General features: G+C 65.9%; 14 protein-coding genes. 5 read left to right on the top strand and 9 right to left on the bottom strand.

Annotated features, from left to right (window positions below; all coding sequences use genetic code 11):
* Positions 1 to 15 precede the first annotated feature (15 nt).
* Complete coding sequence (locus SynWH8101_RS07470) at positions 16 to 486, bottom strand: DUF427 domain-containing protein (protein ID WP_130129224.1); 471 nt, start codon at positions 484 to 486, stop codon at positions 16 to 18.
* A 54-nt stretch (positions 487 to 540) separates the two neighbouring features.
* On the opposite strand from SynWH8101_RS07470, the gene SynWH8101_RS07465 reads away from it, so the two are divergent.
* The gene (locus tag SynWH8101_RS07465; protein WP_130129223.1) at positions 541 to 1,251 is read left to right on the top strand and encodes a triacylglycerol lipase; all 711 of its coding nucleotides are present in this window, start codon (positions 541 to 543) and stop codon (positions 1,249 to 1,251) included.
* On the opposite strand, the gene chrA is transcribed toward SynWH8101_RS07465, so the two are convergent.
* From chrA to nadA, 6 genes are read right to left on the bottom strand one after another with little or no spacing between them, the layout of a single operon-like run.
* Complete coding sequence (gene chrA, locus SynWH8101_RS07460) at positions 1,241 to 2,434, bottom strand: chromate efflux transporter (protein ID WP_130129222.1); 1,194 nt, start codon at positions 2,432 to 2,434, stop codon at positions 1,241 to 1,243. The genes SynWH8101_RS07465 and chrA overlap by 11 nt on opposite strands.
* Before the next feature lie 30 nt (positions 2,435 to 2,464).
* The gene (locus SynWH8101_RS07455; protein ID WP_254427909.1) at positions 2,465 to 4,924 is read right to left on the bottom strand and encodes a ligase-associated DNA damage response DEXH box helicase; all 2,460 of its coding nucleotides are present in this window, start codon (positions 4,922 to 4,924) and stop codon (positions 2,465 to 2,467) included.
* Positions 4,921 to 6,630 (bottom strand): ATP-dependent DNA ligase, encoded by a 1,710-nt coding sequence (locus SynWH8101_RS07450; RefSeq protein ID WP_130129221.1) that lies wholly within the window; start codon positions 6,628 to 6,630, stop codon positions 4,921 to 4,923. Before SynWH8101_RS07450 ends, SynWH8101_RS07455 begins: the two co-directional genes overlap by 4 nt.
* Before the next feature lie 13 nt (positions 6,631 to 6,643).
* Entirely contained in the window at positions 6,644 to 7,003 is a 360-nt protein-coding gene (locus tag SynWH8101_RS07445) for a DNA ligase (RefSeq protein ID WP_130129220.1), read from the bottom strand.
* A 25-nt stretch (positions 7,004 to 7,028) separates the two neighbouring features.
* The gene (locus SynWH8101_RS07440) at positions 7,029 to 8,000 is read right to left on the bottom strand and encodes a ligase-associated DNA damage response exonuclease (RefSeq protein ID WP_130129219.1); all 972 of its coding nucleotides are present in this window, start codon (positions 7,998 to 8,000) and stop codon (positions 7,029 to 7,031) included.
* A gap of 2 nt (positions 8,001 to 8,002) precedes the next feature.
* Positions 8,003 to 8,977: a quinolinate synthase NadA gene (gene nadA / locus SynWH8101_RS07435; protein WP_174719503.1), complete on the bottom strand. Its 975-nt coding sequence runs from the start codon at positions 8,975 to 8,977 to the stop codon at positions 8,003 to 8,005.
* A gap of 68 nt (positions 8,978 to 9,045) precedes the next feature.
* Here nadA and SynWH8101_RS07430 point away from each other — a divergent pair, with 68 nt between their 5' ends.
* The 3 genes from SynWH8101_RS07430 to SynWH8101_RS07420 all read left to right on the top strand — a co-directional run bounded on the left by SynWH8101_RS07430 (position 9,046) and on the right by SynWH8101_RS07420 (position 12,060).
* Positions 9,046 to 9,930 carry a TIGR04168 family protein gene (locus tag SynWH8101_RS07430; RefSeq protein WP_130129217.1) on the top strand — a complete coding sequence of 295 codons (885 nt, stop codon included), beginning with the start codon at positions 9,046 to 9,048 and terminating at the stop codon, positions 9,928 to 9,930.
* A complete protein-coding gene (locus SynWH8101_RS07425) occupies positions 9,924 to 11,030 on the top strand; it encodes a hypothetical protein (RefSeq protein ID WP_130129216.1) in 1,107 nt (368 codons plus the stop codon). Before SynWH8101_RS07430 ends, SynWH8101_RS07425 begins: the two co-directional genes overlap by 7 nt.
* A 274-nt stretch (positions 11,031 to 11,304) precedes the next feature.
* On the top strand, positions 11,305 to 12,060 hold the full coding sequence (locus SynWH8101_RS07420; protein ID WP_130129215.1) for a glycoside hydrolase family 104 protein: 756 nt from the start codon (positions 11,305 to 11,307) through the stop codon (positions 12,058 to 12,060).
* A 39-nt stretch (positions 12,061 to 12,099) separates the two neighbouring features.
* Here SynWH8101_RS07420 and SynWH8101_RS07415 read toward each other — a convergent pair whose 3' ends face one another.
* On the bottom strand, positions 12,100 to 12,906 hold the full coding sequence (locus SynWH8101_RS07415; RefSeq protein WP_130129214.1) for a TPM domain-containing protein: 807 nt from the start codon (positions 12,904 to 12,906) through the stop codon (positions 12,100 to 12,102).
* A 31-nt stretch (positions 12,907 to 12,937) separates the two neighbouring features.
* On the opposite strand from SynWH8101_RS07415, the gene SynWH8101_RS07410 reads away from it, so the two are divergent.
* On the top strand, positions 12,938 to 14,128 hold the full coding sequence (locus tag SynWH8101_RS07410; RefSeq protein WP_130129213.1) for a class I SAM-dependent methyltransferase: 1,191 nt from the start codon (positions 12,938 to 12,940) through the stop codon (positions 14,126 to 14,128).
* Between the two features lie 8 nt (positions 14,129 to 14,136).
* Here SynWH8101_RS07410 and aroB read toward each other — a convergent pair whose 3' ends face one another.
* Positions 14,137 to 15,288, bottom strand: a complete 1,152-nt coding sequence (aroB, locus tag SynWH8101_RS07405) for a 3-dehydroquinate synthase (protein ID WP_130129212.1) — start codon at positions 15,286 to 15,288, stop codon at positions 14,137 to 14,139.
* Positions 15,289 to 15,299 lie beyond the last annotated feature (11 nt).

The following is a 15,299-nucleotide window of genomic DNA, read 5'->3' as shown; positions in this document are numbered from 1 at the left end:
GGCGGAAACGGGGGATCAGATCAGTTCGGGGTGGGCCGGGTCTCCCTTGAAGGGCCCCTCCACTGCGGAGGTGATCCAGCCGCCGTAGAAGTTGCCCGGCTGGGGAATCACGGCCTCACCGTTGACCCAGCAGCCGTCCATCTGGCGGGGATAGAGCGCATACCAGCCTGCGATCGGCGCGAAGCGGGCTGTGGGCGAGGGATAACGCCAGACGGCCCGCTCCAGTCGCTTGCTGCCCACCACCACATCGAAGTATTCGGCCACTCCTTTCCATTCGCAGAAACTGCGCCCCTGAGCCGGTTGCAACAGCTGCAGGTTCATGCCCTCCGGCGGCAGGTAATAGGTGGGTGCATGGAAGGTTTCCAGCACTCGCATGCAGCCACGGCCCTCGAACAACCTCTCTCCACAGGCCCGCACCAGCACCTGATCACGGCAGGGCTCGAGCCTCGGCGGGCGGGGATAGTCGGCAACCCGTTCCGGAGCCATTCAGGTGCTCACCAGCTGACCCGATGATGGCGTCGATCAATGCCGAGCGGAGCGATGCCTGCGGTAGACCCCAAGCAGCCAGTGGTGATCCTCGGCGGCTTTCTGATCACCGATGAGGCCTATGCGCCGATGGCGGATTGGCTGCGGCAGGAGCACCAACTCGATGTGGCGATCACGCCGGCGGGCCGGCTTGATTGGCTGAGCACCACCTGGGCATTCGGATGGCGGCGGTTGCTCGATCGGGTCGATGCTCTAGTCCAGGAGCAGCAGTCCCGTTCTCCATCCGGTCAGGTCACCCTGATCGGTCATAGTTCCGGTGGGGTGATGCTGAGGCTTTATCTGAGCCGGGAGCCTTTTGCCGGACGGGTTTATGCAGGCGCGGAACGTTGCAACCGGCTGATCACACTCGGCAGTCCGCATCAGGCGGTGCGGGCCACGCCCCTGCGGGCGATGGTGGAACGGCGCTTTCCCGGCTGCCATGAAGCCGGCGTCGATTATCTGGCCGTGGCCGGGGAGCTCGACCTCCAGGGGCCGATGGCCTCGGCCTTCAGTCGCCGCAGCGCCCGCGGCAGCTATCGCAGCATCGTGGGGGAAGCGGAAGTGCTCGGCGATGGCTTGGTGCCACTGAGCTCGGCCCTGCTCACGGGAGCGCGCCAGCTGGTGTTGCCGGCCACGGCCCACGGCGGCCTGTTTGGAACGACCTGGTATGGCTCGCCGGAACGGCTGGCGCTCTGGTGGGATGCCGCCACAGCGGTCACAGCCTGAATCCGATCAGGCCGCAGAGCAGCACCACGCGCCAGGCCGGTTGTCGCCAGGCCACCAACAGCAAAAAGGCGGCGATGCCAAGGCTGAAATCGGCGCTGCTGCGGATGCCCACCTGCCAGACGGGTTGGAACAGGGCCGCCAGAAGGATGCCCACCACAGCCGCGTTGATGCCCCGCAGGGCCCGCCGCATGGTGGCCAGTCGGCCGAGATCACTCCAGAACGGAAGCACCCCCCCGATCAGCAGGAAGGCGGGCAAGAACAGGGCGAGCAGCGCCAGAAGGGCGCCGCCGACCCCGTGCAGCCCGCCTTGGAGGTCGAAACCGAGAAATGCCGCCAGGCTGAACATCGGGCCGGGGACCGCCTGGGCAGCGCCGTAGCCCGCCAGAAATTGATCCAGGCTGATCCAGCCCGGAGGCACCAGGGACTGCTCCAGCAGGGGCAGCACCACGTGACCGCCGCCAAACACAAGGGCACCCGCCTGCAGAAAGGACGCGAGCTGTTGCACGAGCATGGGCCGTGCACTGGCGGTTAGCCAAGGCAGGGTGAGTAGCAAGCATCCCAGTCCCACCAGCATCAGGAGTGCCGCACCCCGACCGATCGGAACGCGCAGCTGCGTGTGATGCGCCTGGTCGAGATCGAGTGGTTGGTCGTCGGGCGGATCCAGCACCGTCAGTCCGAGGCCGGCCCCCAGCAGCAACGCCAGCACCTGCACCCAGGGCACGGGCAGCAGCAGCACGAGCGCCGCTGCGGCCACCATCAAGCTCGCCCGGGCGCGATCCGGCGCCAGCTTTCGTTGCATCCCCAGCACCGCTTGGCTCACCACGGCCACGGCCGCCACCTTCAACCCCTGCAGCCAGCCACCGCTCAGCCAGTCGGGGTGCGCGGCCAGCAGGGCTGCGCTGATGATCAGCAGCAGCGCCGAGGGAAGGGTGAAGCCGATCCAGGCGGCGAGCCCACCGAGCCAACCCGCTCGCATCAAGCCGAGACCGATGCCCACCTGGGAGCTGGCCGGGCCAGGTAACAGCTGGCAGAGGGCCACGAGGTCGGCGTAAGCCGCATCCGTGAGCCAGCCCTGGCGGGTCACGAAGCGTTCACGGAAATAACCCAGGTGGGCCACCGGCCCGCCGAACGAGGTGCAACCCAGCAGCAGGAACTGGCGAAAGACATCCCAGGACCTCGGCATCGGAACTGCGTCGGCAAAGTCGCGCCGACGCTAATCCGCTTCCAGCCGCTGCGCTGCTGCCACCATCCGCTGCACCCGCTCCAGCACCGACTCATTGCTCATCCGGTTGTTGAGACGCTCCACGAGCAAAGGAAAGGCCAGCGGACCAGGGCGGGGTGTGGCGCTGTGCACCACCTCGCCGCGGCGCATCCGATCCAACGCCTTGTGCAGACGCGGGAGCTCCAGCTGTTCCTGCAGCACCTCCTGCCGCGCCTGCTGCAACAGCAGATTGGTGGGTTCGTGTTTGTTGAACACCTCCCAGAGCAGGGCGCCGCTGATCTGCAGCTGACCGGCGCTTTTGCTCTGGCCCGGATAGCCCTGCACCAACAGGCCGGCCACCTGGGCGATGCTGCGGAAGCGGCGGCGGCAGAGCTCCGACAGATTCAGGGCCTGCTCCAGGTCGCTTTCCAGGGCGTCGCTAGCGATTAGGTCGTCGAGGTGGCTGTCCAGCAAGCTCTCCATCGGGTAGCTAGGTGGTGCCAAAAGCTCGAAGCCGTAGTCGTTCACCGACACCGTGATCGTGCCGCGCTGCCAGCGGGTGAGCCGGGTGGCCCAGAGAAACCCGAGCCCCTCGTGCACAAAGCGTCCTTCGAAGGGGTAGGCGAACAGATGGCGCCCCTCGCGGGTGCGGCAGGTTTCGATGAGCAGTTGATCCGCCTGCGGCAGGATGGAGAGGTCGCGCTGGCGATCCAGGAGCGGTGCCAGGGCCTCCAATTCGGGGGTGTCGAGTTCCTCACGGCCGGCGCGGGCCACCTCCTGGCGCAGATGCTCGGTGAGCAGGTCGGAGAGGGCCATCTGTCCGCCGGCCCAGGCGGGCACCGCTGTGCTTTTGCGACTGGTGGCCTTCACGTAGGCGGTCATGTCGCGAAGCCGTACGAATTCCAGCTGACGACCGGCGAAGAAGAACACATCCTTCGGCTTCAGTTGGCTGATGAAGGTCTCCTCCACATGGCCGAGCACGGCGCCGCGCACAAAGCGAACGCGGATGGCCGGTGCGGAGGTGATCGTGCCGATGTTGAACCGGTGCAGTCGAGCGATCGCCTGGTCCCGCACCACCAGCCGACCGTTTGCGGCTTCTTCGAGCTTGCGGTAACGGGGATAGGCGCCGAGGCAGTCGCCGCCGTGCTGGAGAAAGCGCAGGCACCAGTGCCAGTGCGGATCACTGAGGTTCTCAAAGCTGGCGGTGCTTCGAATCGCCGCCAGGGTGGGCTCGGGCTGGAAACCGGGTCCACAGGCCAGGGTGGTGAGGTGTTGCAACAGCACGTCCAGGCCCGCCTGCGGTGGCCGTCGCTCTTCGATCAGGCCGTTGTCCAGGCCACGACGCACGGCGCTGAGCTCGAGCAGTTCCAGGGCATTGGTGGGCATGAACAACACCTGGGAGGTGCCCCCCGGCAGGTGGGCCGATCGTCCGGCCCGTTGGAGCAGGCGAGCCAGGTTCTTTGGGGAACCGATCTGCACCACCCGTTCCACCGGTTGAAAATCCACGCCGAGATCGAGGGAGCTGGTGCAGACCACCCAGCGCAGGGCACCGACCTTCACCGCGGCTTCGATCGCCTCCCGTTCCTGGCGATCCAGTGCGCTGTGATGCAAGGCGAGCAGGCCCTCCATCTCAGGGCAGGCATAGCGCAGGCATTGATACCAGCGCTCCGCCTGGTTGCGGGTGTTGGTGAACAGCAGGGTGCTCACCTCCGGTTGCAGGCAGGCGACCAGGTCGTCGTAGCGCCGCAGCCCCAGATGCCCGCCCCAGGGGAAGCCATCGATGCTGTCGGGAAGGATGCTCTGAATCCGCAGCGCCCGATCCGGTGCTCCAGTGATCAGGCGGGGCCTGACCCCGGTGCCGAGGGCATGGCGGGCTGCTTCGTTGAGGTTGCCGATCGTGGCGCTGATGGCCCAGGTCTGTAGAGCTGGCCGCTGCTGGCGCAGCCAGCTCAGGGCCAGTTCGGTCTGGATGCCGCGCTTGCTGCCCACCAGCTCATGCCATTCATCCAGGATCACTGTCTCGAGGCCGCGGAACAGCCGTTCGCAGTGGCGTCCCGCCAGCAGCACGCAGAGAGATTCGGGTGTGGTGATCAGGATCTCGGGCGGGGTCTTGATCTGACGGCTGCGCTCCGTTGTGGTGGTGTCACCGTTGCGGATGCCGATCCTCAGGGGCCAGGCCATCGCCTCGACCGGTTCTTCCAGGGCTAGGGCCAGGTCTCGGCTGAGGGCACGCAGCGGGGTGACGTACAGCAGGCGGACGCCCCGTTCCGCCGCTGGTGTTTCGAGCATCCTGGCGATGGGGGCCATCACCGCCGCATAGGTTTTGCCGGAGCCCGTCGGCACCTGAATCAGGCCGCTTTCCCCTGCGAGATGGGCGTCCCAGGCGCGTCGCTGAAAGGGCAGGGGTTGCCAGCCCTTCCGTGCAAACCAGCGTTCAATCGGTTCCAGGCAACGCAGGGAGGGCACTGTCAATCCGCTGGAGTGGGGCTGGTGGTGCTGTTGACCAGCTCCATCGCCTGGCCGAGTGAGTCGGCGCTTTCGGCGGTGCGGTCACGGCGCCAGCGCAGAATCCGAGGGAAACGAACCGCCAGGCCGCACTTGTGGCGTCTGGAGTGCTGGATGCCCTCGAACCCGATCTCGAACACCTGTTGGGGTTCCACCGCCCGTGCCGGTCCGAACCGCTCGCGGGTGTGGCCTCGAATCCAGCGATCGAGTTCGAGGATCTCTTCATTATTGAGGCCCGAATAGGCCTTAGCGAAGGTGACCAGCCGGTGCTGCTCGGGTTCGGCGGCGGTGCGATCCCAGAGGGCGAAGGTGTAGTCGGTGAAGAGGTTGGCGCGACGGCCGCTGCCTGCCTGGGCGTAGATCAGCACCGAATCCAGGGCCATCGGATCCCGTTTGTGCTTCCACCAGTGACCCCGTTTGCGGCCACTGAGATAGGGAGAGTCTCGATGTTTGAGCATCACGCCCTCCGCGCCGGCGGCGACTGCCCGGTTGCGGAGTTCTTCCAGCTCGTCCCAGCTCTGCAGAGGGTCGGCCTCACTCCAGCGCAAGCGCCAGGGCTCCTCCATGGCGCTGCGATCGAGGCCTTGCAACTGGTCCCTGCGCTGATGCAAGGGCCGGTTGCGCAGATCCTCCCCCTCGTGCTCGAGCAGGTCATAGGCCACAAAGGCTGCCGGGCACTCCGAACGCAGGCGGCGTCCCACCTGTTGGCGACCCAGACGCCGCTGCAGGGCGCTGAACGGCAGGGGTTGTCGATGCTGCTGTGGCCAGCAGATCACCTCCCCATCCAGCACCGTGTTCAGGGGGAGAGACTCCGCCATCGTCACCAGCTCCGGGAACTGGGTGTTGATCAGTTCCTCACCCCGGCTCCAGAGAAAAACGCCGCTGGCACGGCGGATGAGCTGGCCGCGGATGCCATCCCATTTGTGCTCCACCCACCAGTCAGTGGCCGGGCTGTCGCGCAATGCCTCCAGCTGCAGCGGGCTGGCGAGAAAGAATGGATAGGGGATGGCTCCTCGGTCGGTGCGGGACGCTGTCGCAGCAACCGTGAGCTGGGTGAACCAAGCAGCACTGGGGCTCTGGGGTGCCATCAGACGCTCGAGCACGACCGTCTCCTCAAGGTCGAAGCCGCTGGCAATCGCTTGCACCACCAACCCGCGGGCCACGCCGATGCGGAATCCGCCAGTGAGCAGTTTGTTGATCAGCAGATGTTGGCTTGGATCGCAGTGTTGCCAGAGGCTGAGCATGGCGGCACTCTGCTGGGCGTTGTCCAGGCTGGCGATGCTGGGCAGGAGTGTGTCCATCCACCAGTGCAAGGGCGGATCGTTGGCGATCGCTGCGATCCCTTCGCGCACGGTGGCCGGGCAGGTGCTGGCCGGCTCTGTGAGCTTGCCCTGCACCTGGGGCCAGAGCAGGGCGACGGTTTCAGCCGAGTCCCCAACCTGTCCGTGACACTCGGCAAACAGCCAATCCGGCATGACGCTGCAGCTGAGCAGAATCTCGCGCAGGCGACGCCCGGTGATCAGACGCCGGCGGCGCTGACCGATCAGCAACTGCAGCGCCCAGGCGCCGTCGGCAGCTGGCTGGCTGGTGAGGAACGCACGGATCAGGGCCACTTTGCGCTTGGACCCCGTGGTGGCGTCCAGGTCCTCGATCAGGGCTGCGAAGGCCTGCACAACGTTCAGACCATCAGTAATTCCACTGGTAGAGATCGGTGTTCTGGGGATCGGTGATGCGGATGTTGCAACCGGATTGTTGTTGGGCCGTGGTGTTGAAGCTGTTCACGTAGCGGTTCACCAGCGCTTGGTCGCCAGTGAGGGAGAGAGCCCGTTGCAGCCGGGCCAGATCAACGCCGACGCCATCGCGGCTGAGCACGCCTTCGGCCAGGCCGGCACAGATCGCCGCTGCCGCCTCATTCCCCTGGGCCGGGAACACGACGGTCTGGATCTGTTCGATCGTCACCTCCTCCACCTCCTGGGCTTTTGCGTGCTGGGGCATCGCTGCGGCCATGGTGGTGAGGGCGAGACAGGCCGTCAGGAGAGAACGCATGGAGGCACAGGGCTTTGCGCTGACGCTAAGGCAGTGATTCCAGCGGTGCTGCCGTGATTCCTTCCACCTCGTTGAGGTAACGCGCCAGAACGTCGCTATGGCCGTGGGTCACGTACACCTGCCGCGCCCCGCTCTCCTTCACTGTGCGAATCAGGCCGTTCCAGTCGGCGTGGTCGCTGAGCACGAAACCCCGTTCGTAGCCGCGTCGCCTCCGGGCACCGCGCACGGCCATCCAGCCGGAGGCAAAGGCCGTCTGTGGTGCCTTGAATCGCCGCATCCAGGCGGAGCGATGGGCGGAGGGCGGCGCTAGGACCAAGCGTCCGTCCATCGGTTGTTTGCGGGGCAGGTCGCTCAGGGGCCGGCTGGGCGTCATCGGCACCCCCGCCTCCCGGTAATGCCGCGTCACGGTCTCCACGGCACCGTGCAGGAGCACCTCCTCCTCCACTCCGATCGCGGCCAGTTCTGCCAGCACGCGCTGCGCCTTACCGAAGGAGTAGCAGAAGAGCAATGAGGCGCGGCCCTGGTCGGCCTGCCACCAATCACGGATCTGCCGGGCCAGGCTGGCGCCACTGCCCCATTGGTAGATCGGTAAGGCGAAGGTCGCTTCGGTGATCAACACATCGCAGCGCACGGGCTCGAACGGGTCGCAGCTTGGATCGGGGCAGCGCTTGTAGTCGCCGGTCACGACCCAGCACTCTCCCGCCGCTTCCAGGCGGATCTGGGCGCTACCCAGCACGTGGCCGGCTGAATGAAACGACACCCGGGCGTCACCGATGCGATGCAGCTGGCCGTAGCCCACAGGCAGGAGTTGAATCTCGCGGCCCAGGCGTTGGCGCAGGATCGCTTCACTGCTGGCCACAGCCCAATACTCGCCGCAGCCGGGCCGGGCATGGTCGGCATGGGCGTGGGTGATCAGGGCGCGGGGCACGGGGCGGATCGGATCGATCCAGGCCTGGGCCGCCGGGCAATACAGGCCTTCAGGCGTGCGACGCAGCAGGCTCAGAGGCTCATCTCCAACATCTTCTGGATCGGCGCCAGTGCCCGCCGCCGCAGCTCTTCGTCCATCTGGATCTCTGGTTGGCCGCTGTGGAGGCAGCGCCAGAGTTTTTCGAGCGTGTTGAGCCGCATGTAGGGGCAGCTATTGCAACTGCAGCCATCGATTCCCGGCACCGAGAGGAAGGTTTTCTGGGGAAGGCGTTGCTCCATCTGATGGAGGATGCCTGGCTCGGTGAGCACGATGAAACTTGGCGCTGGGCTGGCTTCGGCGTGGTGCAAGAGCTTGCTGGTGGAGCCGATGAAGTCGGCTAGATCCAACAGCGGTTCGAGGCATTCCGGGTGGGCGATCACCTCCGCCTCAGGGTGTTGGAGCTGCAGTTTGAGCACCGCTTCCTCGCTGAAGGTTTCGTGCACGATGCAGCGCCCCGGCCAGAGGGTGAGCTCCCGGCCGCTTTGTTGCTGCACCCAGCGTCCGAGGTTGCGATCGGGTGCAAACAGGATCGGCCGATCGGCGGGGAGTTGCTTCACCAGATCCACCGCATTGCTGCTGGTGCAGATCAGATCGCTCTGGGCTTTGACTGCGGCCGTGCAATTGATGTAACTGACGACGATGTGATCGGGATGCTGGGCGCGGAATGCGGCGAAGGCGTCGGCGGGGCAGTCGTCGGCCAGCGAGCAGCCGGCCTCCAGATCCGGAAGCAACACGGTTTTGTTGGGGCTCAGGATCTTGGCCGTTTCCGCCATGAAATGAACGCCACAGAACACGATCACATCGGCATCGGTGGCGGCGGCTTTACGCGATAACTCGAGGGAATCGCCAATGAAATCGGCGACATCCTGGATCTCTGGCTCTTGGTAGTAGTGCGCCAGGATCACCGCATTGCGCTCTTGCCGCAGGGCCTCGATGGCGGCGGGAAGGTCAGCTGGCACCGCTGTCGCGGCCGTGGACGCTGGGGAGTCCGCGGTCATCGGGACCATCTCGGGGCAGGATGAATCCAGCCTAGGCATCGCCCCTGATCGCTTCGAGTCCCCCGGCCTCGCCCTCCCTGCGCCTGGCGATCGCCGGTGATCTGCATGGTCAGTGGGGGCCGCGGGACCGGCAACTGCTCGAGCGGTTGCAGCCGGATGCAGTGCTCTTCGTCGGCGATCTCAGCGATGGCGATCTACGCCTGGTGAAAGCGATCGCCGCGTTGCCGTTGCCGACGGCAGTGATTCTTGGCAATCACGATCACGGCAAGGACGCCAGTGGCCAGGTGTTTCAACGGCAGCTCAACCTGCTGGGTCCACGCCACTGCGCCTGGGATCTGCGCCGTTGGGACCGGGACGCTGCGGCAGTGCCAGCCGTTTCGGTGCTGGGAGCACGCCCCGGCAGTGCCGGCGGGGGCTATCACCTGTCGAGAGCCATCACCGCTGTGTATGGGCCGCTGAAGCTGGAGGAGTCGGCGACGCGCCTGGTGGAGGCCGCCGCCCGCGCTCCCCTGGATCAGCCTTTGGTGGTGCTGGCCCATGTGGGTCCGAGCGGTCTGGGCTCCGACGTGTCCAGCCTTTGCGGTCGAGACTGGAAGCGGCCAGCCATCGATTGGGGCGATCAGGATCTTGCGTTGGCTCTGGAGCGCATCCGCAGCACACGCCTCCTGCCCCTGGTGGTGTTCGGCCACATGCATCACCGCCTCAAGCGCGGCCAGGGAGAGCGCAGCACCTTTCTGATGGATCGTTATGGCACGGCCTATCTCAACGCCGCCTGTGTTCCCCGCTGCGGACAGGACGCGGCCGGTCGTGACTTGATCCATTGGGCCTGGGTGGAATTCCACGGCCTGCAACTGACCCATGCCAGCCATCGCTGGTATGCGCCTGAAGGCCGGCTGGTTTATGCGGAAACCCTGTGGCAGCGGTCGGAGCATCCGCGCCATCAGGAGGTGACGCCATGTTGATCTATGTCTGCCTTAGCAGTCATGGCTTCGGGCATGCGGCCCGCCAGGCCGCTGTGTTGTCGGCCCTGCATTGCCTCGCACCCACGGCGCGGTTGGTGCTCAGTTCCGCTGTGGATCCCGCCTTCCTGCGCCTGGTGTTGATGGGGCTCCCCGTGGAGCAGCGGCGCCTGCGCTGGGACGTGGGCATGGTGCAGTCGGATGCGCTTGGCACCGATCCCGCCGCCACTCTCGCCGCGCTCCAGCGACTCGAGCAGGAGCTGCCGCAGCAGCTGGATGCCGAGTCGGCCTGGCTCGCCAGCCAGGGGGAGCCGGTGCTGGTGGTGGGGGATGTGCCCCCTGCCGCGGCCGCGCTGGCGCAACGCCTTGGCGCTCCCCTGATCTGGATGGCCAATTTCGGTTGGGACGAGATCTATGCCCCTCTGGGCAATGAGTTCGCAGGCCATGCCGAGACTGCAGCTGCGGCCTACGGGCAGGGAACCCTGCTCCTTCGCTGCCCTTTTTCCCTGGCCATGCCCTGGGGGCTGCCGGAGCGATCGGTGGGGCTGACGGTGCCGCCCAGCCGACCCTTGCCAGCCGCTCTGCAGGAGACCCTCGCTGCTGACCCTCGTGCCACGGTGTTTGTGGGTTTCGGTGGCCTTGGCCTGGCGTTGAACCCTGAGCTGTTCAGGCGCTGGCCGACCCACCGCTTTCTGCTCAGCGCCCCTGCTGAGCCGGAGCACTGCCGCGCGCTCGAGGCTTGCGGCAATGTGCTGCTTCTGCCCGCTGGTGTGCGGCCCTTGGATGTGCTCAAGCATTGCGAGCGCCACCTCGGAAAGCCGGGCTACAGCAGCTTCTGTGAAGCCCTCAGTGCCGGATGTGGCCTGCATGTGGTGGAACGCTCTGGCTTTGCTGAGGCCGCCGCCTTGATCAATGGGCTGCGCCTGCATGGACACCACCGTCTGCTCCGTCGTGATCAGCTGGAGTGTGGCGACTGGCAACTGGATCAACCCCTGCACGCTCCCAGCGCAGCAGCCCTGCCCAAGGACGGGGCGTTGGAGGCGGCACGAGCCATCGTGCACATCGCGGCGACGGATGCGGCCTGTTCCGATCAGAACTTTTGATCCTTTTCCGCTTTCGGATTGGGGCTCAATCGTGAGGAGGTTTTTCACTGGTTCTTGACAGATTCATGACCAAGGAACACGCCATGGACGGAAGTGTGACTGGCACGTTGATGCTTGGGTCGCGAGGGTGCGTTCGACAGAGTTCCGCTGACTGAGGTTTCAGTCCTGAATTGTTCGTCATTGATTTCGTATCGATGGCAACGTTCATCGATCGTTCCATCCGCTTCTGGTTCGATCTTTTCTGCTTCGGCAGAGTCCTTCACAGAACGCTTTTATGGTTTCCCTCGCTCCGTCCGTCTGTCGTGTTCTTGCAGCGGCCGTCGCAGGTTTACCCGTTGTTTCGATGCAGCCTTCTGCTCAGGCTGCTGCCGTTCCCTTCCCTTCCGTTGAGTCTTCGGCTAGATCCCTTTCGGTCACTCTGCCCGAGGAGCCCAAAGCCTCAGCCCTTCCTTACATCATCACGCCTGAGCGCCGCGCCCTGCTGAATACGATCCGTTTTGCTGAGGGCACCTGGAAAGGTGGGCGTGACCTTGGTTACCGCGTCATGTTCGGTGGCGGTCTGATGGCATCGCTTGATCGCCATCCCAATCGCGTGATTCGATCCTCTCGCTATGCCAGCGCTGCCGCTGGGGCGTATCAGTTCATGCCTTTCACCTGGGATCTGGTCAAGCGCAGCATCGGCGTGCAGGGATTCGGTCCAGAAGCTCAGGATCAAGGTGCCCTTTTTCTGGTGCAACGCCGTAAAGCGATGGGCCTCACCGACACCGGTGTGATGAGCCCGAAACTCGCTGCCCTTCTGGCCCCGGAATGGGCCTCCTTCCCCACCCTGCGCGGTGTCAGCTTCTACGGCCAGCCCGTGAAGCGCTTCACCCAGTTGCGTGGCTTCTACAACGTCAGCCTTGCCCAGCTGCGTCAGATTCGCGATCGGCGTCGTGAGTTGCTCAGCCGCCGTGAGCCAGCCGAACAACAGCAAGGCGTGGGCGTGCGCCGACCGGTCTGCACCGGCCCCACCGTGCTCTGCGGCCTCTGATTGGAGGCGTTGACTCCTAATCAGCGGGAGCCTGAGTCCTCAGGCCTCGCCACTGCTTTGACGGGTGCGGCCCACGGTGGCTCCGGCAATCAGATAGGCCGCGACTGCCCCTCCTAGGAATCCCAGGCCATTGCGCAGGAGCGGTAGCAGCTCCTGAGTTCGGGTGATCACCGGAGCGATGCCGAACACACCAAACAGCATCACCCAGAGCGGAGAGAGCAACAGCAACCACGACCAGGAGATGACCTCACCCTCCTTGCGCGGATAGGCGGCGAATCCGGCGATCAAACCGCCGAGCACGGCTGTTGTGAGCGTCCAGAGCCACTGTTCCACTGGCAGACCGGGAACCACCTGGCAGCCGCCGCGATCGAGACACAGTTCCACGGCTCCAATCGCGGCCAGAATGGCGCCATCTTCGCCGTTGTCTCGCACGTAATACTGATTGCCGTAGCGGGTTTGCAGTTCCACCCACCAGGTGCGCGGCATCAGGGCGAAGAACGCATCCCCCACGTTGAAGTTGAGCAGGTTGCCGCCACGGGGATCGGCCACCAGCAGCAGACTGCGTTCATCCAGTCCCCAGAAGGACTTCACCGCCAGTCCGGGCGTTCGTTCGTATTGCGTGAGCACCCGCAATTTCCAGCCGCTGCGTTGCTCGAAGTCATCGAGGCTGGTTTCGAGATCGGCCCGCTGCTGGTCGCTGAAGGCTCGGGCCAGATCGATCACCGGAGTGGCATGGTCGGGAAGGAGCTCCGGGTTGTCACTCGCTTCTGCGGGAGCTCCACCGATCAGCAGGCACGTCAGCGCGATCCCGATCACCAACGTGCGCAAGCGCTGTTGTGCTCCCATGGCCTTGATGCAGTGAACGGCATTCTCTCCAATGGACGCTTCTGGTGCTGCCTGCCCCGCCTGGATGATCGCCGCACTGGCTGCGAATGGCGGCTCCATTCCCTTTCGGCAGTTCATGAAACTGGCGCTCCATCACCCCGAGCATGGGGCCTATGGCAGCGGCCGTCTGCTGGTGGGCCCCCGCGGCGATTTCGCTACCTCCCCGTCGCTGGGCCCTGATTTCGCTGCCCTCCTGGCGCCCCAGATCGCCCAGTGGCTGCAGCAGCAACCGGTCGATCAGCCCCTGGCCCTGGTGGAAGCCGGCCCAGGTGAAGGCGATTTCGCTTGGGATCTGGCCCAGGAGCTGGCCGTCGGCTGGCCCGAGCTGGCGGCGCGCACCACATTGCTGCTGCTCGAACCCAATGCCGGCATGGCCGAGCGGCAGCGCTTGCGCCTGCGCCAGTGCCCCCTCCCCTGCCAGTGGCTGAGCGTTGAAGAGCTGGCAGCCCAGCCCGTGCGGGGGGTGGTGCTGGCCCATGAGGTGCTCGATGCCCTGGCGGTGGAGCGGATCGTGTGGGATGGCGCCCTCTGGCGCCGTCAGCAGGTGGCCCTCCAGCAGGTGCCGGGAGCCGAGCCCTCGCTGCGACTTGAGCCCGGCGAGCCTCTGGAGCCCGTGGAGCTCGCCCAGCTTGAGCCCCTCGGGCTGCTGCCGCCTGGTCCTCAGCGCGACCCCGGCTGGTGCACGGAGCTCCATCCCGAGCAGGGTCCCTGGTTGCGGGCTGCAGCCGCAGCCCTGGAGTCCGGTGTGCTGTTGGTGATCGATTACGCCCTTGAGGCCTGGCGTTATTACGCCCCCCAGCGCAGCAGCGGCACCCTGATGGCCTACCGGCAGCAGCGGGCCAGCCCCGATCCGCTGCAGGAACCGGGTTGCTGGGATCTCACGGCCCATCTCTGCCTGGAGACTCTGGAGCAGGCGGCGTTGGCCGCCGGTTGGCAGCTCCTGGGCCAGCGCCGTCAGGGCGAAGCCTTGTTGGCGCTCGGTCTGGCGCAGCGACTGCATGGGTTGCAGCAACAGAGCGGAGTGAGCCTGGAGGCTTTGCTGGCGCGCCGCGAAGCGCTGCTGCGCCTGGTGGATCCCCACACCCTCGGTGATTTTCGCTGGATCGCCTTCAGTCGCAGCCTCGAGGGAGCCAACAGCGATGCATCGGCTCTGTTCTTTCTGCAGGAACCGCCGCTGGTTTGAACGGGGCGCTAGTCGTGGCAGCGTGCCAGCGCGGCAACCACCTGCGCGCCGCTCACGTCGCTGCGGATCTCCACGCTGCCGAGGCTGGTGGGCAGCACGAAGCGCACGCAACCGTCGCGCACCTTCTTGTCGCCCTGCAGGCACTCCAGCACGGCTGTGCTGTCGAGTTCCGGCCAGCGGCCGGGCAGTCCGGCGGCGGCGATCACCGCCCGCTGGCGGGCTTGATCCTCAGCGTTCCATAGCTCCAGCTCCAGGGCCAATTCGCCGGCGGCGACCATGCCGATCGCCACGGCTTCGCCGTGCAGATAGGTGCCGTAGCCACAGAGCGTTTCCACCACGTGGCCGAGGGTGTGGCCGTAGTTGAGGATCGCCCGCAGGCCGCCCTCCCGTTCATCAGCCGCCACCACGCGGGCTTTGGCGGCAGCGGAGCGCTCCAGGATGCGCTGGAGCAGTTCGGCCGGCAGTGTGCGCATCGAGGCGAGCCGCTCCCCGGCGGCCTCCAGTTCCCTGAACAACTCCGCATCGCCGATCACGCCGTACTTGATCACTTCTGCCATGCCGGCACGGAATTCACGCTCCGGCAGGGTGGCGAGGGTGTCTGGATCGATCAGCACCAGCTGGGGCTGGTGGAAGGCGCCGATCAGGTTCTTGCCGCCGGGGTGGTTCACCCCGGTTTTGCCACCAATGGAGGCATCCACCATGGCCAGCAGGGTGGTGGGCACCTGCGCCACCCCGATGCCCCGCAGCCAGGTGGCAGCGGCAAAGCCGGTCATGTCGCCCACCACGCCGCCGCCCAGAGCCACCATCAGGGAACTGCGCTCCAGCCGTTGGGCGAAAGCCGCATCGTGAATGAGGCTGATGCTGGCCAGGGTCTTGCGATCTTCTCCCGCCTCAAGCACCAGCAGGTTGGCGTCGAAGCCCGCCTGTCGCAGTGAGGTGAGGCAGCGCTCGCCATAGGGCTTGGCCACGTCGGGATTGCTCACGATCAGCACCTTGCGACCGGAGCGGACCCCCGCATCGCTCAGGCGCTGCCCCAGATGATCGAGGCCGCCCGCTTCGATCATCACCGCGTAGGGCTGCTGCTCAAGCGCCACCGGGATGCGTCTCAGTCCCGGGTGGGAGGGTTCGGCGCTGGGTGCTGCTGTCTGGGGCCTGTTCATGACCCCACTCT

This window comes from Synechococcus sp. WH 8101 (assembly GCF_004209775.1).
Lineage (GTDB): Bacteria > Cyanobacteriota > Cyanobacteriia > PCC-6307 > Cyanobiaceae > Synechococcus_C.
Note: the sequence above shows the minus strand (reverse complement) of the source record. Positions and strands in the feature narration are given on the sequence as shown.